Origin of the sequence: Jiella endophytica, from assembly GCF_004519335.1 — a bacterium.
Lineage (GTDB): Bacteria > Pseudomonadota > Alphaproteobacteria > Rhizobiales > Rhizobiaceae > Jiella > Jiella endophytica.
In genome coordinates, this window is sequence record NZ_SOZD01000002.1 from 935,107 (window position 1) to 958,427 (window position 23,321).

Genomic DNA, 23,321 nt, shown 5'->3' on the forward strand with positions numbered 1-23,321 from the left:
TCGATCCCTCGAGCGGTCACTTGTAGATGAAGCCGACGACGCCGTAGTAGCGGCCTGGCGGAAGCTTGGTTTCCATGTGCCCGTAGACCCGGTTCAGCCGGCCGAGGAAGTTGGCCGAGCCGTCGCTGGAGAGGGCGAAGCCGTCATCCGGCCGGGCCAGCGCCTGGCGGGCGACCGGGCGCACGAGATAGGGCGTCACGATGACGACGAGTTCGGTCTCGTAGCGCTGGAAATCGCGGCTGCGGAACAGCGAGCCGAGCACCGGAATCTTTGCGAGGCCGGGAAGGCCCGAAACCACCTGGCGCACCTCGTCGCGGACGAGGCCGGCGATCACCAGCGAGCCGCCCGAAGGCATCTCGACGGTGGTGTCGGCGAGACGCTTCCTCAGACCGATCATGTTGACGGCCGGCGCGACGCCTCGGGGAATGGAGAACGGGCTTTCGAAGGTCGGCTCGGAGACGCTGGTGCGGATCTTCAGGTTGATCCGCCCGGCCGACAGCACCACCGGGGTGAAGTCGAGGCCGATGCCGTAGTCGATCTCCTTGCTGTTATAGGTGATCTTCGCCGGGGTGGTGTCGTAGCCGACGATGTTGCCGTCGGAATTGAGGATGGGCGTGCGATCCTCGGGCTCTTCGGTCTTGCCGTCGGCAACGTTGAACGTGCCGCCGACCTTGAAGCTCGCCTTCTCGCCGGAAATCGCCGTCAGGCTCGGCTCGGCCAGGGTGCGCATGACGCCGGCCTGTTCGAGGGCCGAGAGCTCGGCATCGACCGAGCTGGTGCCGATGGTCCCGCTGAGGGTGCCGGCACTCCCCGACAACGCCTTGCCGAGGCCGAAGGGATTGTCGCTGACGAGGCCGAAGGTGACGCCGTCGATCGCCGAAGACAGCGTACCGTCGAGGCCGAGCTGCTTGACGATCGAGCGCTGCACCTCGGCGACGGTGACCTTCAGCGTCACCTGATCCTCGCCGGCGATCTGCAGCAGGTTGACGATCTGGCTCGCACGCCGGCGTTCCTGGGCAAAGGCGACGTCGGCGCCGGCACCTGCCCCCGCACCGGAGGCGGATGCGGACTGGATGTACTGGCCAGTGGTGCCCTCGCCGCCGCTGACGAAAAGATTGGCGAGGCGTTCGACCTTGGCGGCATCCTGCGGCGTCTGGACGTGGCCGGTGAGGATGACGTTGTCGTTCAGCATCTCGACGTTGACGTCGGAGTCCGGCACGTATTTGCGGATCGAGGCCTCGAGGCCGGTGATGTCGCGCTCGATCTCGATGTCGATCGCCGCGATCTGCCGGCCGGCGGTATCGAAGACGACCAGGTTGGTCTGGCCGATCTGCTTGCCGAAGACGTAGATCCGCCGGGCGTCGCGGGTGACGGCGTCGGCCACCGCCGGATTGGCGACGAGGATGTCGTGGGCGTCCGCCGAAAGCACGATCACCTTCGACTTGTTGAGGCCGAGCTTGATCGTCTGGCGGGCCTGGCTGACGTTGACGACAGCCTGCTCGGCCGCAGCCGGAGTGATCTGGAAGGCCGGCGCGACACCCGTCGTGGCGGCGAGGAGGCCGACGAAGGCGCTGCGCAGGGTCTTCTTGAGGGTCGGCGGGCAAAAACGGGTCGGCATCTGTCTCACCCTCACTGCGACGTGGTGACGTCGTCGATGCGGCCGTAGCGCACGACGCGGATCTTGTTGCGTTGAGCCTTTTCCTGCTCGAGCAGGAAGCGGGCATAGCCGGGCGAGCCGGGAACCGAATCGGCGAGCGAGCGCAGGGAGAGCACCAGGCGGTCGGCGATCTGCTGGGCGGCGGTCAGCGCCTCGGCCTGCGACGGATCGACCTCGAGGGTCGCGGTCTGGCCGACGACGACCTTCTGGCCGTTCTGCTCCTCGACCGACTGGTCGATGGCGAGGACGCGCAGGTTGCGCAGCACGGTCTCGGTGGAAAGCTTCTGGCTCTTGCCGTCGGCGCTGTCGGCACGCCTCGTCATGATGACGTCGACATGGTCGTTCGGCAGGATGAAGCCGCCAGCGGCCGTTTCGGCGGAGATGCGGATCGCGACGGCACGCTTGCCCTCGTCGAGGATCGCCGAGAGGAAGCCGTGATCGGGCCGGATGAGCTTTGATTCGCGCACCGGTTCGCCGGCGAAGAAGGACTGCCGGGCGATGGCGCCGCTGAACTCGTCGACGGCGTTCGGCTTGGAGGACTTCAGGACGAGATCCGGCCCGACGCCGTCCTCCGGCCACTTCTGCCAGCCGAGCGAGCCGCTCACCTCGCTGCCCATCGGCACTTCGCTCTTGGTGACCAGGACGTCGACGAGGCGGATCGGCGGCTGCGCCGGCGCAGCGGTGATGATCACCGGCTCCTGCGGCTCGGACTGCGACAGGTTCAGCGCAAGCAGTCCTGCGCCGAGGGCGGCGAGCGTCGCCACGCCAATCACCGCGATCCTTGCAAGGCTCATCCGACAACTCCCGTCAACGGGCCGGCATTCCGGCTGTTCACGCCTGTTATCGGCTGCAAAACCTCAATGTATGGTTAACGAAACCTATCCGGATCGAGGAATCTGTAAAACTTTGTTCACAGGACAGTCTTGCGCACCCGGTTTCGCAGGGGAACCGGGCAAAACCTGTGGCAGGGAACGCGTCGCCATCGCCGGAAACACTTCACCGAGGAGGCTGGTGGAACGGGGGCGGACAGCGGACGGTCGCGGTCGCAGCGGCAAGCTCGAAGCGCCGCCGGGGGCCATGCGCCAGGCGAGATCAGAAGGATGTGGAGGGGCGGTAGGCGCCGGAACTGCCGCACCGCAACTTCAACGCTCGGACGACGGGCGGCGATGCAGCCTCAGGGAAGGTCCCGCGGGTGCTCGCCTCACCCGGCAAGCGGATGCGGCAGCCGCAGGGTCGGGACACGCCTTCGCGCCGTGCCCCCTCGCGGAAAGGCCTTCGGCTCAGAGAGCGTTGGCGTCGGTCTCGCCGGTGCGGATCCGCACCGCCTGGTCGATGCCGAAGACGAAGATCTTGCCGTCGCCGATCTGGCCGGTCTTGGCGGCCTGCTGGATCGCATCCACGGCCCGGTCGACCATGTCGAGCGGCACGGCCACCTCGATCTTCAGCTTGGGCAGGAAACTGACGGCATATTCGGTGCCGCGATAGATCTCCGTGTGCCCCTTCTGGCGGCCATAGCCCTTGACCTCGGTGACGGTCAGTCCCTGAATTCCGACGCCGGTCAGCGCTTCGCGCACCTCGTCCAGCTTGAATGGCTTGATGATCGCCATCACGATTTTCATGTGCACCTCGAATCTTGGGCGGCGACGCCTTGGCGGCCGCGTTGAACCGTTGCCCCGCGCGGTACGGTCGCGCCGAGGTAACGTCGATCACAGATTCAAGGAACGTGCCAAATGATCGCCGGCTGCGACTCTTCCGTGAGATGGCGAATTTTACCGGCGATGACGCGAATTGGCGCCCCGTAAGGCAGCCTTGAATCTCATCGAAATGAATAACTTCTAGGCAATTGCCTATAGCACGTGCAGATTTCCGGGCATAGTCCCGGCTCAGGCGCTGAGCGGCAGGCGCTCGACACTGGCAAGGCCGAGATAGCCCGCAACCTCTTCGGGCGGCATCGGCCGGGCGAAGAGGAATCCCTGGCCGTATTCGCAGCCCATCGCCCTCAGGAGCTCGAACTGCGCGGCGTTCTCGATGCCCTCGGCGAGGGTCGCGACGCCGATGCCATGGCCAAGACCAATGATCGAGCGGACCATCGAGCTCTGCTTGGCGTTGTCGCGGCAGCTGCTGGTGAAGCTGCGATCGATCTTGATCTTGTCGAACGGGATCAGCGCGAGCTGAGAGAGGCTGGAAAAGCCGGTGCCGAAGTCGTCGAGCGCCACCCTGATGCCGCTGCCCTGCAACTGCCGGATGGTCTTCACCGCACCCTCGAAATCCTTGACGATGGCGCTTTCGGTCATCTCGATTTCCAGCCGGCTCGGCGGCATGCCGGTCTCGCCGAGGATCTGGACGATACGCAGGCCGAGCAGCGGGTCGGAAAACTGCAGCGGCGAGAGGTTGAAGGTAAGAAACACCTCCTTCGGCCAACCTTGCGCGTCGAGGCAGGCGCGGCGCAGCAGCCGTTCCGACAGTTCGGTGATCAGGCCGTTCTCCTCGGCGAGCGGGATGAACACCGAGGGTGGGATCGCGGTACCGTCGGCCATCGTCCACCGCGCCAGCGCCTCGAAGCCGCGAATGTCGCCGGTCTCGAGGCGGATCAGCGGTTGGTAGTGCGGCCGGATGAGATCCTGCGCGAGCGCGGCGCGGAATGCGCGTTCGAGATCCAGCCGCTCGCGGAAGGCGGCGAGCATTGCCGGATCCACCCGCCGCACGAGATTTTCGCCGTCGCGCTTGGCAGTGTACATCGCAAGGTCGGCATCGTGGATCGCCGCCTTGCAGTCGCCGCCCTCGGAGGGAATCTCGGCGATGCCGACGGAAGCGCCGACCTCGACCTCGATCTCGTCGATCGTCACCGGTTTGCGGATGGCCCCGATCAGGCCCTCGCCGACCGCCAGCACCTCGTCCTCGGGAATGCGCGGCGCGACCACGACGAATTCGTCGCCGCCCAGGCGGGCGCAGACCCCGTCGGGGAAATAGTTGACCAGGCGGTGCGCGACCTCGGTGAGCAGCTTGTCGCCGCCCTCGTGGCCGACGAGATCGTTGACCTTCTTGAAGCCGTCGAGGTCGATGGCGAAGATCGTGCCGAGCGTCTCGTCCGCGGCCTTGAGTTCGGGCAGGTAGGTCTCGATGTAGCGGCGGTTGAAGAGCCCGGTGACGACGTCGCTATAGGCGGCGAAAACCGCCCGCCCTTCGGCGGCGTCGCGCACGCGCACCACCCGGCGAAGTTCGTGCATCCGCCGATAGGCGTAGATCGTCGCGCCGGCGCCGAGGATCGCCAGGCTGACCAGGAACTCGTCCGCCTGCCACCCTTCGTGGGCCGCCAGGAAATGGTGCATCGTCTCGGAGAAATCAGACCAGATGGCGAGCGCCCAGACGGCGACGATCAGTGCCGCCAGCACGATCGCGTCGCGTTTCGCCTCGTTCGAGCCAAATTTCATGGCGGTTCCCTGTCAGCGGTTGCCGCGAAGAGAACACAAGAACTCTAATGAAACGTAGTTATTCAATATCCCTGACTTAAGATATATACTGCAACATACTATCTTGTATTGTCCATTGATTAAAATACAACCTGCCGAAACCATCAGGCTCTACAATTGACGGTGCCACTCAGCCGAGATGGTCCGCGACTTGGCGCCTCAGATCGGCCGCGGCCCCGATCCAGCCGTCCATCTGCAGGAAACCGTGGATCATCCCGGGAAAGCGCCTCGTGGTCACGGCGACGCCCGCCTCTTCCAGACGCGCGGCGAATGCCTCGCCTTCGTCGCGCAGCGGATCATGCTCGCAGGTCGCCACCAGGGTCGCCGGCAGGCCGGAAAGATCCTCGGCAAGAAGCGGCGAGACGGCCGGATCCGACCGGTCGGCGGGATCCGGCACGAAGAGCGAATTCTCGTAGGCAAGGGAGTCTTCGGTCATCACATGGCCTGCCTCGGTCTTCAGCGAGGCGAACGGCCTGTCCGGCCGAAGGTCGGTGTTCGGATAGAGCATCACCAGCCTGTCCGGCATTGCCTCGCCGGCGGCCTTCAGGGCCAGCGCCACCACCGCGGCGAAGAGGCCGCCGATGGAATCGCCGCCGATGGCGACCGTGTCCGGCCGGCATCCAAGGTCCGGCGCCATCGCCGTCAGGGTCCGGGTCGCGGCGATGCAATCCTGTTGCGGGACCGGCGAGACATGGTCCGGCGCGAGCCGATAGTCGACCGAGGCGACGAGACGGCCGGTCGCCGCGCAAAGCTGGCGAAGGGCGACGTCGTGACTCTCCAGCGATCCCGCCATCGCGCCGCCGCCGTGATACCAGACCAGCATGGCGTCGTGGCCGCCCGCCGGCCGGTAGAGACGCACCGGGATCTCCACTAATGTCGCATCGCCGGCGCGTGCGACTGCGATGTCTTCGCTATCAACCCCATCCGGCGGGTCGCCGGAATAGTCGGCGAGCGAGGCGGTTATCGCCCGGGCCTGGGCAAGTTTCTGCACCGCGTCGCGGGGCTCCACCTGCACCGCCTGCTTGCGGGCGAGATCGTCGAGAACGGCGCGTGCCTGGCGGTCCAGCATCAGGTCAGATCCAGCGTTTCTTGCGGAAGAACAGGAGCAGCCCGCCGGCGACGAGCGCCATCACCGCAAGCGCGATCGGATAGCCATAGGGCGACTGGGTGAGCGGCATGTTCCAGGGAGAGATTTCCGGGTTGAAGTTCATCCCCCAGAGGCCGGCGAGAAAGCCGAGCGGGATGAAGATCGTCGAGACGATGGTGAGGAGATTGATCACCTCGTTGGTTTTCGCCGCCGACAGCGTCATGTGCAGGTCGATCAGCCCGGAGGCGGTGTCGCGATAGGTATCGTTGAGATCGACAAGCTGATCGCAATGGTCCTGCACGTCGGCGAAATAGACCTTGGTTTCCTCGGCGAGGAACGGCCGCTCCAGCCGCAGGATCACCCCCAGCGCGTCGCGGGTCGGCCGCAGGAAGCGCCGCATGGTGAAGAGTTCCCGGCGCATGGCGTGAAGCTCCGGCACCTGCACCGCCTCGACGTCCTCGAAGATCGCCTCCTCGATGGCGTCGAGCCGCGCGCCGTGCTGGTCGACGGTCGGGAAATAGCCATCGACCACCGCGTCGATCAGCGCATAGGCGAGATAGTCCGCGCCGCCCTCGTTCAGCCGCGGGGCGCCTTTGTCGATGCGCTTTCGCACCGGATCGAAGGCGTCGCCGGGTCGCTCCTGAAAGGTGAGCACGAATCCTTCGCCGAAGAACAGCGACAGCTGCTCGCTCTCCTCCCCCGTCAGCATCCGCATGACGACGAAGGCGTGGGCGTCATAGACCTCGCATTTCGGCCGCTGGTCGGTGTTGACGACATCCTCCAGCGACAGCGGGTGCAGGCCGAAGGCGGCGCCGATCCGGCCGATGAGATCGATGTCGGCAAGGCCGGTGCAGTCGAGCCAGAGCCTGGCGCCGTCCTGTCGCAGCGCCAGCGCCTCGTCGAGACTGCAGCCGTCGAGGCGGCGAGCCGCGCCGGCGCCGACGGCGATCGCCGAGAGCCGGGTGTGGACGGCGTCGGGATCGGCAACGAGGCTGCCCGGCGGCGCGCCGATCGCCGAGCGCTTGGCCGCCTCGCGCTTTCGCTTGCGCCTGCCATGGCCGGTCATTTTTAGCATCGGCGGTCGTCCCTCGGCTTTCTTCGGCAGTCTGAGCCCCGGGAGAGAAGAGCCGACTCGCCGGGCGGGTTCCACTCCGCCTTCCGCCTGCCCTTGCGCATTTCGACGAAATGGCGCGGATCGCTCGTCACCGGCGGCAGCCCGGCGCGATACCGGAAGCGCGAGAAAATGCCTTGCGGGCCACGCGCCGATCTTCGATGAATGGGACCTTCGCCTCGCCGCCGGTCCCCGCGGCGCCCGCGAGATTTCTCCGGGGACATCTTTCGTTGGTTGGAAGGGCTCAATGGCGAACGACCGCCCCGTCTCGAACGCCGCCGCGATCGCGCTGGTCGACTGGGGAACCACGAGCTTCCGGCTCTGGCTCGCCGACCGGGAGGGGACGATCCTTGCCGAAAGCCGCGGCCGCGAGGGCATGATGCACGCCGCCGAGGTGGGCTTCGAGACCGTCCTGTCGCGGCATCTTTCGGCCGTCGAAGCGCCCCCCGGCCTTCCCGTCCTGATCTGCGGCATGGCCGGCGCTCGCCAGGGCTGGTGCGAGGCGCCCTATGTCGCCGTTCCCGCCCTTGCCGAAAACCTCGCCGAACGGGCGGTCGCGGTCGCCTGCGACCTCGGCGAGGTGCGCATTCTCCCCGGCGTCTCCCAGGGCGACCCCGAAAGGCCGGACGTCATGCGCGGCGAGGAGACCCAGCTGATGGGGCTTGCTGCAGCCGGAACCGACGACCTCGTCTGCATGCCGGGCACGCATTCCAAATGGGTGCGTTTCGAGGACGGCGCGATCGCCGCCTTCTCGACCTTCATGACCGGCGAACTCTTCGACGTCCTCTCCCGCCACTCGATCCTCAAACATGCCGTCGACCCAGAGACCGGACCCAAGGGCGTCAGCGAGGCGTTTCTCGCGGCGCTCCGGCCAGACACCCCGGAAACCGCCCTCGCCCGGATCTTCGCTCTGAGGGCCGGGCAACTTCTCGGCTTCGCGGAACGTTCCGACGGTGCGGCGGCGCTTTCGGGCACGCTGGTCGGCGCCGAGATCGGCGCGGCGCACAGCCTCTACCCGTCCTTCGAGACGGTGACGCTGGTCGCCTCCGGCCCCCTCGCCGAGCTTTACGAGGCGGCCCTGAGGCAGGCGGGCTTCATCGTGACGCGCGCCGACGCCGAAGACGCCACCCGCCGTGGCCTGCTGGCCGCCGGGCGGCAGATCTGGCCGGAGAGACTGAACGGGACGGGGAGGCAATGATGACATCCACCACCGCCGGCACGCCGGCAAGGGCCCTCGGGCCGACGCGCTGCGAACTCGGCGAGGGACCGACCTACGACCCGATCACCGACACCGCCTGGTGGTTCGACATTCTCGGCCGGACGCTTCACGAGTATCGCGTCGGGACCGACGAGGCCGTCGCCCATCCGCTGCCCTTCATGGCGAGCGCTCTCGCGCGCGTCGATGGCGAGCGCCAGCTGCTCGTCACCGAGCATGGCCTGATCTTTCGCGATATCGCCACCGGCGGCTTCAGCCAGCATCTCGCCATCGAGGCGGACGATCCGACGACGCGCTCGAACGACGCGCGCACCCATCCTTCCGGGGCATTCTGGATCGGCACGATGGGCAAGGGCGCCGAGGACCGCAAGGGTTCGATCTACTGGTATCGCAAGGGCGAGCTGCGCAAGCTCTTCGGCGACATCTCGATCACCAACTGCATCGCCTTTTCGCCGGCCGGCGACCGCGGCTATTTCACCGACACCCGCGTCGGCCGGATCATGAGCGTCGCGCTCGATCCCGCAACGGGGCTGCCGCTCGCAGAGCCGCAGCCCTTCGGCGACGCAGACCTGCCGGGCGACCCTGACGGCGCGGTCGTCGACGCCGCCGGACAGCTCTATGTCGCGCGATGGGACGGCGCCTGCGTCAGCGTGCTTGCTGCCGACGGCCGGCATGTCGAGGACATCGCCGTCCCCGCTGCCAAGGTCACCTGCCCGGCCTTCGTCGGCCGAAACGCCAGCAAGCTCCTCGTCACCAGCGCCCAGGAGGGCATGACCGACGACGAGCGGGCGAAGGCCCCGGAGGCAGGGATGACCTTCCTTCTCGACCTTGCGACGACCGGCCGCCACGACCCGGTGGTCATGGTGAACTGACGGCTGGCCACGGGCCGTATGCCGGCAGGATCCGTCGATCCGGCGCGGCGCTCTCCTATCTGAAGTTCCACCGAGACGAAACCGGATGATGCGGCCATGTCAGCAGCCTTCGATCTTCCCGCCGACCCCGACGACGCGCCGCTTCCGGACGCGCTGATCGGCCGCTTCGCTGCCATCGTCGGCGAGACGAACGCCCTCACCCAGCCGAGCGACATCGAGCCCTATCTCGAGGAGCCGCGGGGGCTCTTTCCCGGGCATACGTCGGTGGTCCTGCGGCCGAGAAACGTCGAGGAGGTCGCCGCGATCATGCGGCTTGCCAACGAGACGAAGACGCCCGTCGTCCCGCAGGGCGGCAATACCGGCCTCGTCGGCGGCCAGTCGCCGCGCTCGCTCGGCCAGGTGGTCCTGTCACTCCAGCGGCTCGACAGGATCCGCGAGGTCGACAAGGCCGGCCGCACCATCACCGTCGATGCCGGCGTCGTCCTGCAACGCGTCCAGGAGGCGGCCGAGGAGGCCGGGCTATTGTTCCCGCTGTCCCTCGGCTCGGAAGGCTCCTGCCAGATCGGCGGCAATCTGGCGTCCAATGCCGGTGGCACCGGCGTCCTTGCCTATGGCAACAGCCGCGACCTCTGCCTCGGCATCGAGGCGGTGCTCGCCTCCGGCGAAATCCATCATGGCCTGCGGAGACTCAAGAAGGACAATCGCGGCTACGACATCCGCAATCTCCTCGTCGGCTCGGAAGGCACGCTCGGCGTCATCACCGGCGCGGTGCTGAAGCTCTTTCCCCGCCCCGCCGGCCGCGAGGTGGCCTATGCCGGCGTCGCCTCGCCGGAAGATGCCTTGGCGCTCCTGCATCTCGCCGAGCGCCATGCCGGCTCTGGCCTCACCGGCTTTGAATTCCTGCCGCGGCTGGGGCTCGAATTCGTGCTTCGGCACATCGAGGGCGCCCGCGACCCGATGGCCGAGCCGCATGCCTGGTATATTCTCGTCGAGGTTTCCTCCAGCCGCTCGGCCGAGGACGCGCGCGACACCATGGAGGTGCTGCTCGCCGAGGGCTTCGAGGCGGGTCTGGTCGAGGACGCCGCCATCGCCAAGTCGATCGCCGAGGCGAAGGCCTTCTGGCACATGCGCGAATCGATGAGCTGGGCGCAGAAGCCGGAAGGCGGCTCGATCAAGCACGACGTCGCCGTGCCGGTGGCGCGGGTACCGGAATTCCTGCGGGCGGCCGATGCCGCCGTCCTCGAGACGATCCCCGAAGCGCGGATCTGCTCCTTCGGCCATCTCGGCGACGGCAACGTCCACTACAACATTTCGCAGCCGGTCGGCGCCGACAGGGACGAGTTTCTTTCCCACTGGCGGGAGGTCAACGCCAAGGTCCATGGCATCGTCGCCGATTGCGGCGGCACGTTTTCGGCCGAGCACGGCATCGGCCTTCTGAAGCGCGACGAGCTCGCCGCCACCAAGCCGGCGCTGGAGATGGAGCTGATGCGCGGTATCAAGCGGCTCTTCGATCCCAACGAAATCTTAAACCCCGGCAAGCTCCTTCAGATTTGATTCAAATTTCTATTTCGCTAACCGTCGTGAAAGTCAGGAAGACTTAACTGACTTTCTTAGCGCACGGGCAAGAGGCGCTGTCTATTCTGATCCCATCGAAAGGCCGGGAACACACTGGCCGTCGGAACAGGGACCCGGGCCGCCAATGCGGCTCTCAGGAGAGACAGAAGGCGTCATCCATGACCACCGCCCAGAACGCACAGACCTCTACCCGCCCGATCTGGGCCGGCGCTCCGGTGCGGCTCGATCCGCGCGACTGCGATCGGCACCAGAGCTTTTCCACCATCGAGGACGGCGAAGAGGTCACCTATCGCGTCGACCGGCGCGGCGCGGTGATCCGCCGCACGCTGCCGGGTTGCGGCCTGCCGATATCTGTTGCACTTGCGCCCCGCGTGTTCCGCGGCGTTGCCGCCCGGGCAATGGAGACGGATCAAGGCGAAGTGACGGTGACCCTCGAACTCTATCACGACGATGCGAAATGCACCGTGCCGCTCCTGGTGGCGAGCGATCTCTTCGACGTCGCCGCCGACTGGCGCGGCTGGTCCGAGCTGTTCGGCCTGCCGATGCTGATGATCGAGGCGGATGGCAGCGTCGTGACGCTCGAGGAGACCGTCGGCCAGGTTCGCACCGCCAAGCCGGTCTCCCGCCGCGCCGCGCCGCATCGCCAGCGCCGCCCCCGCTTCCTCGCCCGCCGCAAGCCCGGTCTCGGCATGCGGATGATCGTCGAGGGCGAGGAGATCATCGCTCGCCGCTGATGGTTCGGGCAGGTGACTGCCCGGCAGGCTGATTGCCGAACAATTGTTCGTTCCACTTGCAACCCGTAGCAGGGTTGCCTGACCTCCAGATTTCTCCACCGCCCTTCCGCAAGGATAGGGCGGTATTTTTTGCTCTGGACTTTCCACTCTTTTGTTGCCATTCGCTGCGTTGGGGAATACCCTTGCGTGCGTGTCGCATCGGAAGAAACTACTTGAAGGGGTAGGCGCGTGGAAAAGCCCGTTTCTCATCCGGCTCGCCAGCAGCGCGGCCATCTCCCGCAGACAAGGCCGGCTCGCGCCGACGGGGCTGCAGGGCCGTTTTCGCGGCTGCTTCTCGCCGGTCTCGCGCCGCTTCTCGCCGTGGCGATCGCCGTTCTCGGCACCTTCGCCCCCGTCGATGCCCGCGCCGCCACGGAAGAGCGGCGGGTCGCCCTCGTCGTCGGCAACAGCGCCTATCGCAACACCGTCACCCTCGAAAATCCCTCGCGCGACGCGCGGGCCATCGCGCTGAAGCTGCAGCGGCTGGGATTCGAGGTGATCGAGGGCTACGACCTCGACAAGTCGCAGATGGATTCGACCATCCAGGAATTCGCCAAGGCGGTGCGCGGCGCCGATGTCGGCATGTTCTTCTATGCCGGCCACGGCATGCAGGTGAACGGCAAGAACTATCTCGTGCCGATCGACGCCGCCTTCGAGGATCCCTCCGATCTCGACTTCATGGCCGTGTCGATGGACTTCATCACCCGGCAGATGCGCTACGACGTCGCCGTGCGCCTCGTCGTGCTCGACGCCTGTCGCGACAATCCGCTGTCGCGCTCGCTCGCCCGCTCGCTGAAGGGGCTCAGCCGCTCCGCCAAGGTCACCGACGGCCTCGCCAAGATCGACATCGACGGCGATGGCGGCGAAGGCACGGCGATCATCTATGCGACGAGCCCGGACGAGGTCGCCTATGACGGCGACGGCACTTCCCATTCGCCCTTCACCCAGGCCTTTCTCGACCAGATCGAGGCACCGGACACCGATATCCAGGTGGTGATGTCGCGGGTGACCGGCCAGGTGCTGCAGTCGACCAAGAACCAGCAGCGGCCGTGGATCAACGCGTCGCTGACCGGCGAGGTCTATCTCAATCCGAAGACGACCAAGGTCGCCACGCTGGAGCCGGCTGTGGCGCTTTCGCCGGCGGTCGAGCCGGTGACCACCGCCACCGACGCCGGGCCGGCCGTCGCCGTCACCCGCAGCGGCGACGACGCCGAAACGCTGAAGCGCGAGACCGCGCTTTACAATCTCGCCCGCCAGTCCGGCCAGCGGGTCGACTACGAGGCCTATCTGGAGACCTTCCCGGACGGTCTTTATGCGGCCAACGCCCGCAAGCAGATCGCCCGCCTTCCCGGCCCGGCCGGCAACAACGTCGTCGCCAGCCTCGGCAACCAGACCCCGGCGCCGCAGCCGGCCACCTCCGACCTCCAGGCGGCCCTGCCCGATGCGGCGGCGTCCTCCGGCGCAAATCCCTCGGCGGCGATGATTTCCGGCGAGGGCACCGAGGCGGTGCTCGGGCTCAGCCGCGACCAGCGCAGGGAGGCGCAGCTGCGGCTGAACCTTGCCGGATTCAATTGCGGCACCCCGGACGGCGCCTTCGGGCCGAACACCCGCAATGCCATCGTCGCCTGGCAGAGCGCCCGCAGCCTCCATGTCAGCGGCTATTTCAACCGCCCGCAATACGATCTCCTGGTCCAGCAGACCCAGGCGGCCCTCGCCGCCTACACGCCGCCGGCTCCGCCCAAAGCGCGCAACTACAGCCCCAGCCCTGCGAGGGAGACCCGCAGCTATTCCCAGCCGCGGCGCCAGAAGTCCCAGCCCCGGGTGGTCCGCCGCGTCTCGCCGCGCCGCAGCAGCGGCCCGAGCGCCGGCGAAGCGGCCTTCTTCGGCGGCCTTGTCGGCGGCATCATCGGCGGTGCGATCCGCCGCTGAGGCTGGAGCCGAACGGTCGCGTAGCACCTCGATCGCCGGGACCCCGCATCGCCTCGATGCGGGGCCTGCCTCAAAGCTCGGTGACGACCCTTTCCTTGAGGCCTGCGGGCGGAAGCGCGCAGGCCTCGTGCTTTCCGAAGATGCGATAGCGATTTTCCGCGACCAGACGGTAAAGCCGATCGCGCAGCAGCCGGGGTACAAGGAAGCCGATCCGCGTCCACCGCCAGCCCGGCAGCCGCGAAAGGATGGCGAGCGCGGCATCCGACCGGAGATAGGCAAGGCCGTCCACCACGACGGCGTTGGTATCGGGATCGGCAGGATCGATGTCGAGGGCGCTCGCCATGGCCGCGCCATAGGGCGACTGGATCGGCGTGAAGCGGAAGCGGCCTGCCCTGTCCCGCTCGGCGATGAAACGGACCCAGCCGGAGCAAAACACGCAGACGCCGTCATAGAGGATCACGCCATCGTCCGGCCAGGGCGTTTCCCGTTTCATCTCTCCTCCAGGGTCGCGAGCGCCACCATCATCAGGACGATGGCCGGCCCGGTCTTGACCAGCGCGCCGAGCGGCTCCAGCCACATCGCCGGTGTCAGGATCGCCGCCCCCATCATGTAGGAAAGCGACACCGCGATACCGAGCCAAAGACCGGCCCGGCAGCTCTGCCGGAACGCAATCAGGCAACCGATACCGATGTCCATCAGGCTCGAAACGGCCGTGACGAGATTGGCGAGGGGCAGTGCGAAACCTGCCTCGACGAGGATCTCCCGTGCCTGTGCCGAGGATCACCATCGCACCGAGGACATGGAGGAACTTCAGGACGAGATAGGTCAAGGCGGGTGTTTCGGGATCGAGCGGAGGGTGCCGGCAAGACGACCCTAGCCGCCGGAGCACCCCGCGTCATGCCCTTGCTCGCAACATCGTCAGCGCGGCGCCGGATCAGCGCCTTTCCGGCCGCTGCCGAAACCGTAGACCGGCATCGTTCCGTCGTCCGCCGCATAGATCGGCGCATCGATGATCGCGACGAGCGAGGCACCGAGACGGTCGAGATCGCCCTTGCCAAAGCCCAAGAGCAGCGTGCCCTCCCGGTCGTCGTCGCCGTTCCATGGCTGCTCGAGCTGGAACTGGTCGGTGGGGCTTTCGCCCTTCGGCAGATAGCCGAAAACCTCAAGCCCGGAATCGCGCAAGGCATAGGCGATGCCGGCGGTCAGCGCCCGGCTCTCGACGACGATCCGTCTCGCGTCGGTCTTGGCCGCAAGCGCCTCGATGCTCTCGGCCGTCTTCTCCCAGCCGGCAAGCTGGCGCAACTGCTTGCCCGCGCCGGGCGCCTCGCCGGGATCGAAGAAGGCGGTGCCGAGAAGGATGACCAGCGAGGCCAACCCACAGACGATCAGATTGGTCCAGAAGAAGAAGCTCCAGCGGTGCCGGACGACGAGGGCGGTCGCCACGATGGCGCCGGCGGGATAGGCCGTCGCTCCCCAGTTGACGTTCGCCTGGGCGAGAAATCCCTGGATGGTGATCGCAAAGAGGATCGGCCAGGAGAGGATCAGCAGGAGAACGTCGGTGCGCGGCCGCTCGCTCCTCGCCTTGAGAATGAGGGCGTTCAGCATCGCCCCGAAGATCACCGGGCCGGCAATGCCGAACTGCGCCCCGAAGAACTCGAAGCCCTTCCTGGCGTTCAGCCGCGACAGGCTCCAGCCGATATTGTCATGGGCCGTGTGTTCGAAGGTGGCAAAGCCGTTGAGCGCGTTCCAGACGAGATTCGGCGCGATGAGGAGCGTCATCACGCCGAGCGCGACGAGGCTTTCGCGGCGGAACAGCCGGCTTCTGAGCTCCGGCAGCAGGCCCCCGGCGAGCGCCACCAGCGCCGGCAGGTAGATCATCGCATATTTGGCGTTGAGCCCGAGCCCGGCTGCGAGGCCGAAGAGCAGCGCCGGCCTGAGACCCGGCTCTTCGATCTGCAGGAAGACGGCGTAGAGGGCGACGCTCCAGAAGAACAGGAGCAGCGGATCGGTGGTGATCAGAAACGAGGAGACAGCGATCCCCGGCATGATCGCGAAGAACAGCCCGGTCCAGAAGCCCGTCCTGACGCCATAGAGTCTTGCGGCAAGCAGAGCCAGGACGAAGGCCGTCGCCGAATTGACCAGCGGCACGACCGAACGGACGCAGGCCGCGCCGGTCCCGCAGACCTGCGATTCGGCGGCGATCATCCAGGCGATCAGCGGCGGCTTGGTGAAATAGCCGAAGTCGAAATGTCGCGCCCACAGGACATATTGCGCCTCGTCGAAGCCGAGTTCGCTCGGCGAGACGATCAGCGCCAGAAGCCGCGCGAGGGCGATCGCGGCGAGAATCGCGGCCAGGGCCGACAGCCCCAGAGAGCGGTCCTGTAGCCGATCGGTCACTCTGGCGGCATCACGGATGTCGGTCGTCGGAAGTGTCATATTGGCTAAAGGTGGAGGCGCTAAAGGCGGCCATTGTGCGTCGTCTGCGATGTTCCGCAGCGATGCTGCAAGAGCGTGGCGGGCGTGATGGGTCAGCACAGACTGACCGAACGCGCGAAGCAGTGCAAGGAACAGCAACATGGACGCAGGACCGGCCCCAGCCGCTCGGCCGTCCCGATCCCGCGCGCCGGCGCCCGAAAAGGTGGACAAGGGCGGGGCGAGCGCCTCGACGACGAGGCCGGACGAACGCGCCGGGCCATCTTCGTCCCGTCCGCAGCGTTCGCTGGTCGTGCTGACCATCGTTCTGGCCTTCGTCAGCCTGTTCTTCGTCTGCTTTCCCGGCATCGATATCGCCGTCAGCGCACTGTTTTATGAACAGGGCCGGGGATTTTTCGGCGCCAGCAGCGCCGACCTCGCGACCGTGCGCGATATCGGCAACGGCATGACGGCGATGGCGATCGCGGCGAGCGTTATCGCCATCCTCGCGGGGCTGAGCGTTCCCACGCCGCGCTGGCTGCTGCGCCCCTGCGAGGGGCTCTATATCCTCGCGGTCTACGCCATCGCTCCGGGCCTGATCGTCAACGCCTTCCTGAAGAGCACCGCCGGCCGGCCCCGCCCGCGCAACCTCATCGATTTCGGCGGCAGCCTCGACTTCACGCCGGTCTGGCAATTTGCCGGCGAGTGCAGCGGCAACTGCTCGTTTTCCTCCGGCGAGGCCGCTTCGGCAGCGGCGATCCTGGCGCTGGTCTTCATCCTGCCGCGCAGGGACAGGTTGCCGCTCGGCATCGGCTTCGGCGCCATCGTGGCGATGGTCTCGCTGGCGCGCGTCGCCGCCGGCGGCCACTTCATCTCCGACGTCCTGGTCTCCTGGATCATCACGCTGACGACCATCGTCGCCTTGCGCCCGCTTCTTCTCGGTGCCCGCGGGAGAGCCATCGACGCAGCCTTCAGTGGCTTTGCCGCAAGGCTTCGCAGCCTCGTGCCGGTCGCAGCGAACAGGGCGTCGTCAGGGCTTCAACAAAGGCGGATTGCAGCGGAAGGCGGCTTTCTCTATGAGGAGCCCCATTCGATGGATACGTCTTCTTCCCCCTTGCCGGCGCCGGCGCGCGCGCGGCCACGCAGCTTCGCCACCGTCAGCGTCGTCGTTCCGGCGAAGAACGAGGCGGCGAACCTTGCCGTGCTCGTGCCCGAGATCGCCGCCGCGCTGGCGGCGCGCAGCCATGAAATCGTCGTGGTCGACGACGGCTCGACCGACACCACGGCCGCGGCCATCGAGACGCTGCGCGCCGACGGAATCAACGTCCGCCACATCCGCCACGAGCGCTCCGCCGGGCAGAGCCGGGCGGTGCGCACCGGCGTTCTCTCGGCCAGGGGCGACTGCGTCGTCACCATCGACGGCGACGGGCAGAACGATCCCGCCTTCATCCCGGCGATGGTCGAGCGTCTCGAAGCAGCGGGCGAGCGCTGCGGCCTCGTCGCCGGCCAGCGCACCGGCCGCACCGACAGCTTCGCCAAGCGTGTCGCCTCGAAGGCGGCGAATCGGCTGCGCACCGCGATCCTCGCCGATTCGACCCGGGACACCGGCTGCGGGCTAAAGGCGCTGCCGACCGAGCTGTTCCGCCGGCTCCCCTATTTCGACGGCTGGCATCGCTATCTGCCGGCGCTCGTCCTGCGGGAGGAGCTGACGATCGCCCATCTCGACGTGAAGGACCGCCAGCGCCGGTTCGGCCAGTCGAACTACGGCATCTTCGACCGCGCCGCCCGCGGCGCCCTCGATCTGTTCGGCGTCTGGTGGATCCTGCGCCGCGGCCGCCGGAGCCCCGGCCAGATCGAAGACGTCACGGCCACCAAGGAGTAGGCGAGACGATGCGGGACTTCCTTCATCACGTCTTCATCGAGCAGTTCGACCTGTGGATCGTCCTCGGCTTCTTCGCCCAGGCGATGTTCACCGCCCGCTTCCTGATCCAGTGGATCGCCTCGGAGCGGGCCCGCCGCTCCGTCGTGCCGGTCGCCTTCTGGACCTTTTCCCTCGCCGGCGGCGCATTGCTGCTCGTCTATGCGCTGCATCGGCGCGATCCGGTGTTCATCATCGGCCAGGGCGCCGGTCTCTTCATCTATACCCGCAACCTCATTCTGATTGCCGGCGAGAAGAAACGCGAACTCGCCGAGACGAAGACCCTGGAAGTCCCGAACCGGTAACATCGGCAACCGGAAATTTCTTCTTCCGCCCGACTGTCGCCGTTTTCGAAAGGGAAAGCCTTTCAGGCTTCGATGACGATGGGTTGATCGCGCTGTAGCGACGGGCGGAAACCCGCTAAGACTGGCCTTCAGACGTCCCCCGGTGTTGAAACCATGGGAGAAGCGCGCAGTTTGCTTCACGGTCAATGCGCGCCAGAGGCAGACATTCAACGCCGAAGATGAAATTCCAAGAGGAGAGATAGTCCCCACATGCTCCGACCCACCAAGATCACGGGCCTTGCCCTTTCGACCGTCACTGCCGTCATGCTCGGCGTCTTCGCACTGCCGGCGCAGGCTGCCCAATGCGGCAATTCGGCGGCCGGCTTCGACCAGTGGAAGCAGCAGATGGCCCAGGAGGCGGCCCGCGCCGGCATCTCCCAGCGGACCATCCAGTCGGCGCTGATGCCGACGCGCTATTCTTCCAAGGTGATCAGCCTCGATCGCAACCAGCATTCGATGAACCTGTCGCTCGACGCCTTCATGGCGCGGCGCGCGCCCTCCTCCTTCGTCTCGAAGGGCAAGCGGATCATCCGGCAGAATGCCGGCCTGCTCAATTCGATCGAGAAGCGCTATGGCGTCCAGAAGGAAATCCTCGTCGCGATCTGGGGCATGGAGACCGGATTCGGCGCCAATTCCGGCAACATGCCGGTGTTCTCCTCGTTGGCGACGCTTTCCTACGACTGCCGCCGCTCGGCCTTCTTCACCGAAGAGCTCCTCGCGGCGATGGCGATCGTCGATCGCGGCGACATGAGCGCCGACCAGATGCGCGGCGCCTGGGCCGGCGAGATCGGCCAGACCCAGTTCCTCGCCAAGAACTATCTGCGCTTCGCGGTCGACGGCGACGGCAACGGCCGCCGCGACCTGATCCGCTCGAAGGCCGACGTTCTCGCCTCGACGGCGAATTTCCTGCGCCAGCACGGCTGGCGTCCGGGCGCCGGCTACCAGCCGGGCCAGCCGAACTTCTCGGTGCTGCGCGAATGGAACCGCGCGGGCGTCTATCAGAAGGCGCTGGCGCTCTTCGCGTCCAAGCTCGCCAGCTGACCGCAACGAATGCCCCGGACCGCGGGGCGACCGATTTGAGGGGCTCGGCGCTATCGGCGCCGGGCCCTTTTTCTTTGGCGGGTGGCTGGGCTCGCTAGTCGCCGTCGAGTTCCGGATAGTGCCGGAAGATGCCGTCCTCGTTGAAGGGCGTGCGCCGGTCGCTGCCGAGATAGGCGCTGATGCGCGGTCCGGCGGCCACGCGATCGCAAAGGGCCATGACGAGCGGATAGTCCGGCGAAAGCGTCTTCATGCGGCGGGGAAAGGCATAGCGCAGCCCCTCGACCGTCTGGAAAAGGCCGAGATCGGCATAGCTCAGGGCGTCGCCTGCGAGATAGGACGAACCAGCGGGGTTGTCGCCGATCAGCGCCTCGTACCAGCCGAGGAACTTCGCCATCCGCTCGTTGCGAAAAGCCTCAGCCCGCCGTGCCGCCTCCGCCTTCTGGTCTTCGTAATAGAGCGCCACGCCCAGCGGGTGATGGGTATCGTGCGCCTCGCCGACGAAATCGGCGGTGGTCGCCGCGATCGACCGGGCGAACATCCGGTCCGCCTCGAGATCCGGGGCAAGGCCGTGCCGCTCGCCGAGAAAGGCGACGATGACCGCGGTCTGCGAGAGGATGATGTCGCCGTCGACGAGAAACGGCGGCGCGAGAGGCCGCCGCGGACCCTTGGCGCCCCGTATGAAGGCGAACATCGCCTCGACACCGCCGCCCTGCGATCGGTCGAGCCGTGCCATATCGCGATACTCAGCGCCTGCAGCTTCCAGAACGAGCCGCACATATTCGCCGCGACCCGGCAGGCCGGGCCAGTAATAGAGGTCGTATGTCATCGCTGATCCCTTCCGGGCTGATTGCTGCGGGTCGATTGCTGGCGGTCCCGCGGTGCGCCGGAGCTGTCCGACGACCCCGCATTGCCAGTGAAAGCGGCGTGCGGGCGGCCGGTTCCAGCATCCCTCTCCGATCTGGACCTTCCCGCCCGCCGCGGGATTTCACCGAACTTCTTGAGATGATCAAGCAACCGAACAACATGAATGCTTTATGACATGGTCAATGCAATCTTAATCAGTCGTCGCCACAATCGATCCCAGCAAACCCACAGTCGAGCCCGTCAGGCCCTTCTTCCTTTGAGGAATCGGCAAACCTTCATGTCAGCACCTGTCCAAACCCGCACCGACATTCAGCCGATCGGCGACCTCGACGCTTCGGGGGCTGCCGCCCTCGCCCGCATCCGGCCGGTGGTCGAAAAGCAGATCAACTGCGTGCTCGACGATTTCTACGAGGAAGTCCGCGGCAATCCCGCGCTCAACCGCTTCTTCCGCTCCGAAGAGCAGATCTGCAATGCCGAAGCCAAGCAGCGGACGCACTGGGCAACGCTCGCTCACGGGGAACTCGGCGAAAAGCACAATGAGCGCGCGGCAAGGATCGGTGCAGCGCATGTTCGCGCCAATATCGAGCCGAACTATTTCATCGCCGGCTACGGCGCCCTCCTCAGCGCGCTGGTCAGGAATCTCGTCGTCGAGCTCGCGCCGAAGGGCGGGCTGTTCTCCGAGGGCGATCCGAAGCAGGTGGCGGCCTCGATCGAGGCGGTCGTCAAGGTCGCCTTCATCGACATGGAGCTCACCCTCGGCCACTACGAGGCGCTGCGCACCGAAACCGCGATGCAGGCAAGCCTCAGGCAGGAGCGCGAACGCGCCGACACCGCCCGCGCCGGCGCCATCGAGGCGCTCGCCGCCGGGCTCGCGCGGCTTGCCAAGGGCGATCTGTCACACCCGATCACGGCGGAATTTTCCGAGGAATTCGAAGGGCTGAAGCACGATTTCAATCGCGCCATCAGGGCCTTCGGCGAGATCGCCTCGGCGGCGCGCGGTTCGGCCGTCGCTGTCGACGAGGGCGCGAAGGAAATCGCCGCCGGCTCGAACGACCTTGCCCGGCGCACCGAGCAGCAGGCCGCGGGGCTCGAGGAGACCAGCGCCGCGCTGCAGGATCTGGCGGGCTCGGTTCAGGCGGCCTCGAAACGCGCCGCGGAAGCCTCCGACCTGGTGACCAGCTCGATGAGCCACGCCACCAGCGTCCAGGCGATCGTCAAGGACGCCGTCGCGGCGATGGACCGCATCGAGCAGTCCTCGCAGAAGATCGGCAGGATCACCGAGGTCATCGACGAGATCGCCTTCCAGACCAACCTTCTGGCGCTGAATGCCGGCGTCGAGGCGGCAAGAGCCGGCGAGGCCGGCAAGGGTTTCGCCGTCGTTGCCCAGGAAGTCAGGGCGCTGGCCCAGCGATCGGCCACCGCCGCCAAGGAAATCGAGCAGCTGATCAGCGAGAGCACCACGGAGATCGCCTCCGGCGTCGAACTGGTGACGAGCACCGGCTCTGCCGTCGAGCAGATCGTCTCGCAGTCGGGGGCGATCACCGACGGCGTCCGGTCGATCGCCGAGACGGCCAACCACCAGGCCGGATCGATCGCCGAGATCACCACCGCCATCGCCCATATGGACCAGGGCACCCAGCGCAATGCCGCGCTGGTCGAACAGTCGACCGCCGTCGCCGACACGCTGAACAAGGCGGCTGCCGCACTCCTCGAGGCGATGTCCGCCATCCGCACGGCCGGGCCCGGCACCTCCGCCCCGCACCGGCAGCCCGGCTTGCGTGAAAGCAGCTGGCGGGACGCCGAGGGCGTCATCGCCGCCTGAGCGTGTCGCAACTGCCGCACCGGACGAAGAATTCGCGGCCGGGCCCCGCCGCGTCGAAATTTTGCGGCCTTCCTCGGCTGAGTTCGGCGGAACGGGGATCCTGCCTTGGCATGACAGGGCAGTGCACGCCTCGCGGCTTTGTACCGATCCTGTCCGAAGGACGCGCATGACCAAGCTTCGCCCCCGCCGCATCGCGGCCACCGCGCTCGCCGGCCTGATCGCCCTTGGCGCCGGCCTCGCCCATGCCGAGCCGCCGGCAAAGACCCTCTTTTCTTCAAAGGCGAACCCCTCGGCCGGCGCCAGCCAGAGCCTCGGTTTTTATTCCAACGGCTGTCTCGCCGGTGGCGCCGAGCTGCGGCCGGACGGGCCGAACTGGCAGGTGATGCGGCTGTCGCGCAACCGGCGCTACGGCCACCCGGCGACCATCGCGCTGATCGAGCGGATCGCCGGCGAGGCGGCGCAGCGCGGCGTCTGGCCTGGGCTGCTGATCGGCGACATTTCGCAGCCGCGCGGCGGGCCGATGTCATCGGGCCATGCCTCCCATCAGGTCGGCCTCGACTTCGACGTCTGGCTGCAGCCGATGCCCTCGCCGCGGCTGACACAGGCCCAGCGCGAGACCTTTCCGTTCCGCTCGGTGCTGAAGAAGGGAACCTTCACCGTCGACGACAGGATCTGGGATTCGCACTATCGCGATCTCATCAAGATCGCCGCCGAGCAGCGCGAGGTGCAGCGGATCTTCGTCAATCCGGGCATCAAGAAGAAGCTCTGCGAGACCGCCGGCCGCGATCGCGGCTGGCTTGCCAAGGTGCGCCCCTATTACGGCCATGACGAGCATTTCCATGTCCGGCTGTTCTGCCAGCCAGGTTCTGCCGGCTGCAAACCGCAGCCGGCGACCGGCGGCGGCGATGGCTGCAACGAGCTCGGCTGGTGGTTCAACGTCGCCCTGCAGCCACCGAAACCGGGCGCCAAGCCGCCAAAGCCGAAGCCGCCGCTGACCCTGGCCGGCATGCCGAATGCCTGCCGCGCTGTGCTCGGCGCACCGGACAAGGGCGAGACCGCGATCGCCTCGGGAAGCGCGCGGGGACAGGGTGCGGATGCCGCCTATGCCAGCGCCTTCGCCCCGGCCGGAAACGCCGTTCCCCTGCCGACGCCGCGGCCGCTGCACTGAGCCTGCCGCCGGACGGCCGAAGGGCCTCCACCGAGTGCCCGCTCGCCCGGCTTGCAGCGAGC

The 23,321-nt window shown here is 67.0% G+C and carries 20 protein-coding genes and 1 pseudogene; 11 read left to right on the forward strand and 10 right to left on the reverse strand.

Going from position 1 to position 23,321, the window contains the following annotated elements:
* Nucleotides 1-16 precede the first annotated feature (16 nt).
* The 6 genes from E3C22_RS09360 to corA all read right to left on the reverse strand — a co-directional run bounded on the left by E3C22_RS09360 (nucleotide 17) and on the right by corA (nucleotide 7,289).
* Nucleotides 17-1,618, reverse strand: a complete 1,602-nt coding sequence (locus E3C22_RS09360; protein WP_134761710.1) for a type II and III secretion system protein family protein — start codon at nucleotides 1,616-1,618, stop codon at nucleotides 17-19.
* A gap of 11 nt (nucleotides 1,619-1,629) precedes the next feature.
* Nucleotides 1,630-2,451 (reverse strand): Flp pilus assembly protein CpaB, encoded by an 822-nt coding sequence (gene cpaB / locus E3C22_RS09365; protein WP_134761711.1) that lies wholly within the window; start codon nucleotides 2,449-2,451, stop codon nucleotides 1,630-1,632.
* 486 nt (nucleotides 2,452-2,937) lie between these two features.
* On the reverse strand, nucleotides 2,938-3,276 hold the full coding sequence (locus E3C22_RS09370; RefSeq protein WP_134761712.1) for a P-II family nitrogen regulator: 339 nt from the start codon (nucleotides 3,274-3,276) through the stop codon (nucleotides 2,938-2,940).
* A 264-nt stretch (nucleotides 3,277-3,540) separates the two neighbouring features.
* On the reverse strand, nucleotides 3,541-5,088 hold the full coding sequence (locus tag E3C22_RS09375; RefSeq protein ID WP_134761713.1) for a putative bifunctional diguanylate cyclase/phosphodiesterase: 1,548 nt from the start codon (nucleotides 5,086-5,088) through the stop codon (nucleotides 3,541-3,543).
* 169 nt (nucleotides 5,089-5,257) lie between these two features.
* Complete coding sequence (locus E3C22_RS09380) at nucleotides 5,258-6,196, reverse strand: alpha/beta hydrolase (RefSeq protein ID WP_134761714.1); 939 nt, start codon at nucleotides 6,194-6,196, stop codon at nucleotides 5,258-5,260.
* A 4-nt stretch (nucleotides 6,197-6,200) separates the two neighbouring features.
* Nucleotides 6,201-7,289, reverse strand: coding sequence for a magnesium/cobalt transporter CorA (gene corA, locus E3C22_RS09385; RefSeq protein WP_134761715.1), 1,089 nt, complete (start codon nucleotides 7,287-7,289; stop codon nucleotides 6,201-6,203).
* Between the two features lie 283 nt (nucleotides 7,290-7,572).
* Between corA and E3C22_RS09390 the strand changes: the two genes are divergently transcribed.
* The 5 genes from E3C22_RS09390 (at nucleotide 7,573) to E3C22_RS09410 (ending at nucleotide 13,690) form a co-directional block, all read left to right on the forward strand.
* Nucleotides 7,573-8,523 carry a 2-dehydro-3-deoxygalactonokinase gene (locus tag E3C22_RS09390; RefSeq protein ID WP_134761716.1) on the forward strand — a complete coding sequence of 317 codons (951 nt, stop codon included), beginning with the start codon at nucleotides 7,573-7,575 and terminating at the stop codon, nucleotides 8,521-8,523.
* Nucleotides 8,523-9,413, forward strand: coding sequence for an SMP-30/gluconolactonase/LRE family protein (locus E3C22_RS09395; RefSeq protein ID WP_134761717.1), 891 nt, complete (start codon nucleotides 8,523-8,525; stop codon nucleotides 9,411-9,413). Before E3C22_RS09390 ends, E3C22_RS09395 begins: the two co-directional genes overlap by 1 nt.
* Nucleotides 9,414-9,509: 96 nt before the next feature.
* Nucleotides 9,510-10,967, forward strand: coding sequence for an FAD-binding oxidoreductase (locus tag E3C22_RS09400; RefSeq protein WP_134761718.1), 1,458 nt, complete (start codon nucleotides 9,510-9,512; stop codon nucleotides 10,965-10,967).
* A gap of 179 nt (nucleotides 10,968-11,146) precedes the next feature.
* Complete coding sequence (locus E3C22_RS09405; RefSeq protein WP_134761719.1) at nucleotides 11,147-11,722, forward strand: DUF6101 family protein; 576 nt, start codon at nucleotides 11,147-11,149, stop codon at nucleotides 11,720-11,722.
* A gap of 228 nt (nucleotides 11,723-11,950) precedes the next feature.
* Nucleotides 11,951-13,690, forward strand: coding sequence for a caspase family protein (locus E3C22_RS09410; RefSeq protein ID WP_206026922.1), 1,740 nt, complete (start codon nucleotides 11,951-11,953; stop codon nucleotides 13,688-13,690).
* Between the two features lie 70 nt (nucleotides 13,691-13,760).
* Here E3C22_RS09410 and E3C22_RS09415 read toward each other — a convergent pair whose 3' ends face one another.
* The 3 genes from E3C22_RS09415 to E3C22_RS09425 form a co-directional block, all read right to left on the reverse strand.
* Entirely contained in the window at nucleotides 13,761-14,183 is a 423-nt protein-coding gene (locus E3C22_RS09415) for a thiol-disulfide oxidoreductase DCC family protein (RefSeq protein WP_134761720.1), read from the reverse strand.
* Nucleotides 14,180-14,449, reverse strand: coding sequence for a DoxX-like family protein (locus E3C22_RS09420; RefSeq protein WP_134761721.1), 270 nt, complete (start codon nucleotides 14,447-14,449; stop codon nucleotides 14,180-14,182). The genes E3C22_RS09415 and E3C22_RS09420 overlap by 4 nt, the downstream gene beginning before the upstream one ends.
* A gap of 159 nt (nucleotides 14,450-14,608) precedes the next feature.
* Entirely contained in the window at nucleotides 14,609-16,087 is a 1,479-nt protein-coding gene (locus tag E3C22_RS09425) for an ArnT family glycosyltransferase (protein WP_167591704.1), read from the reverse strand.
* Between the two features lie 490 nt (nucleotides 16,088-16,577).
* Here E3C22_RS09425 and E3C22_RS24760 point away from each other — a divergent pair.
* From E3C22_RS24760 to E3C22_RS09440, 4 genes and pseudogenes are all read left to right on the forward strand, one after another.
* Nucleotides 16,578-17,015: pseudogene (locus tag E3C22_RS24760) on the forward strand (phosphatase PAP2 family protein); the annotation flags it as partial.
* A 180-nt stretch (nucleotides 17,016-17,195) separates the two neighbouring features.
* The gene (locus E3C22_RS24765; protein ID WP_245514894.1) at nucleotides 17,196-17,984 is read left to right on the forward strand and encodes a glycosyltransferase family 2 protein; all 789 of its coding nucleotides are present in this window, start codon (nucleotides 17,196-17,198) and stop codon (nucleotides 17,982-17,984) included.
* An 8-nt stretch (nucleotides 17,985-17,992) separates the two neighbouring features.
* The gene (locus E3C22_RS09435; RefSeq protein WP_134761724.1) at nucleotides 17,993-18,325 is read left to right on the forward strand and encodes a lipid-A-disaccharide synthase N-terminal domain-containing protein; all 333 of its coding nucleotides are present in this window, start codon (nucleotides 17,993-17,995) and stop codon (nucleotides 18,323-18,325) included.
* Between the two features lie 249 nt (nucleotides 18,326-18,574).
* A complete protein-coding gene (locus tag E3C22_RS09440) occupies nucleotides 18,575-19,405 on the forward strand; it encodes a lytic murein transglycosylase (RefSeq protein WP_134761725.1) in 831 nt (276 codons plus the stop codon).
* 94 nt (nucleotides 19,406-19,499) lie between these two features.
* Here the strand turns inward: E3C22_RS09440 and E3C22_RS09445 are convergent, their stop codons facing one another.
* Nucleotides 19,500-20,231, reverse strand: coding sequence for a glutathione S-transferase (locus tag E3C22_RS09445; RefSeq protein WP_134761726.1), 732 nt, complete (start codon nucleotides 20,229-20,231; stop codon nucleotides 19,500-19,502).
* A gap of 315 nt (nucleotides 20,232-20,546) precedes the next feature.
* On the opposite strand from E3C22_RS09445, the gene E3C22_RS09450 reads away from it, so the two are divergent.
* Nucleotides 20,547-22,091 (forward strand): globin-coupled sensor protein, encoded by a 1,545-nt coding sequence (locus tag E3C22_RS09450; protein WP_167591705.1) that lies wholly within the window; start codon nucleotides 20,547-20,549, stop codon nucleotides 22,089-22,091.
* A gap of 166 nt (nucleotides 22,092-22,257) precedes the next feature.
* Nucleotides 22,258-23,259: a penicillin-insensitive murein endopeptidase gene (gene mepA / locus E3C22_RS09455; protein WP_134761728.1), complete on the forward strand. Its 1,002-nt coding sequence runs from the start codon at nucleotides 22,258-22,260 to the stop codon at nucleotides 23,257-23,259.
* The last annotated feature ends 62 nt before the right edge of the window (nucleotides 23,260-23,321 follow it).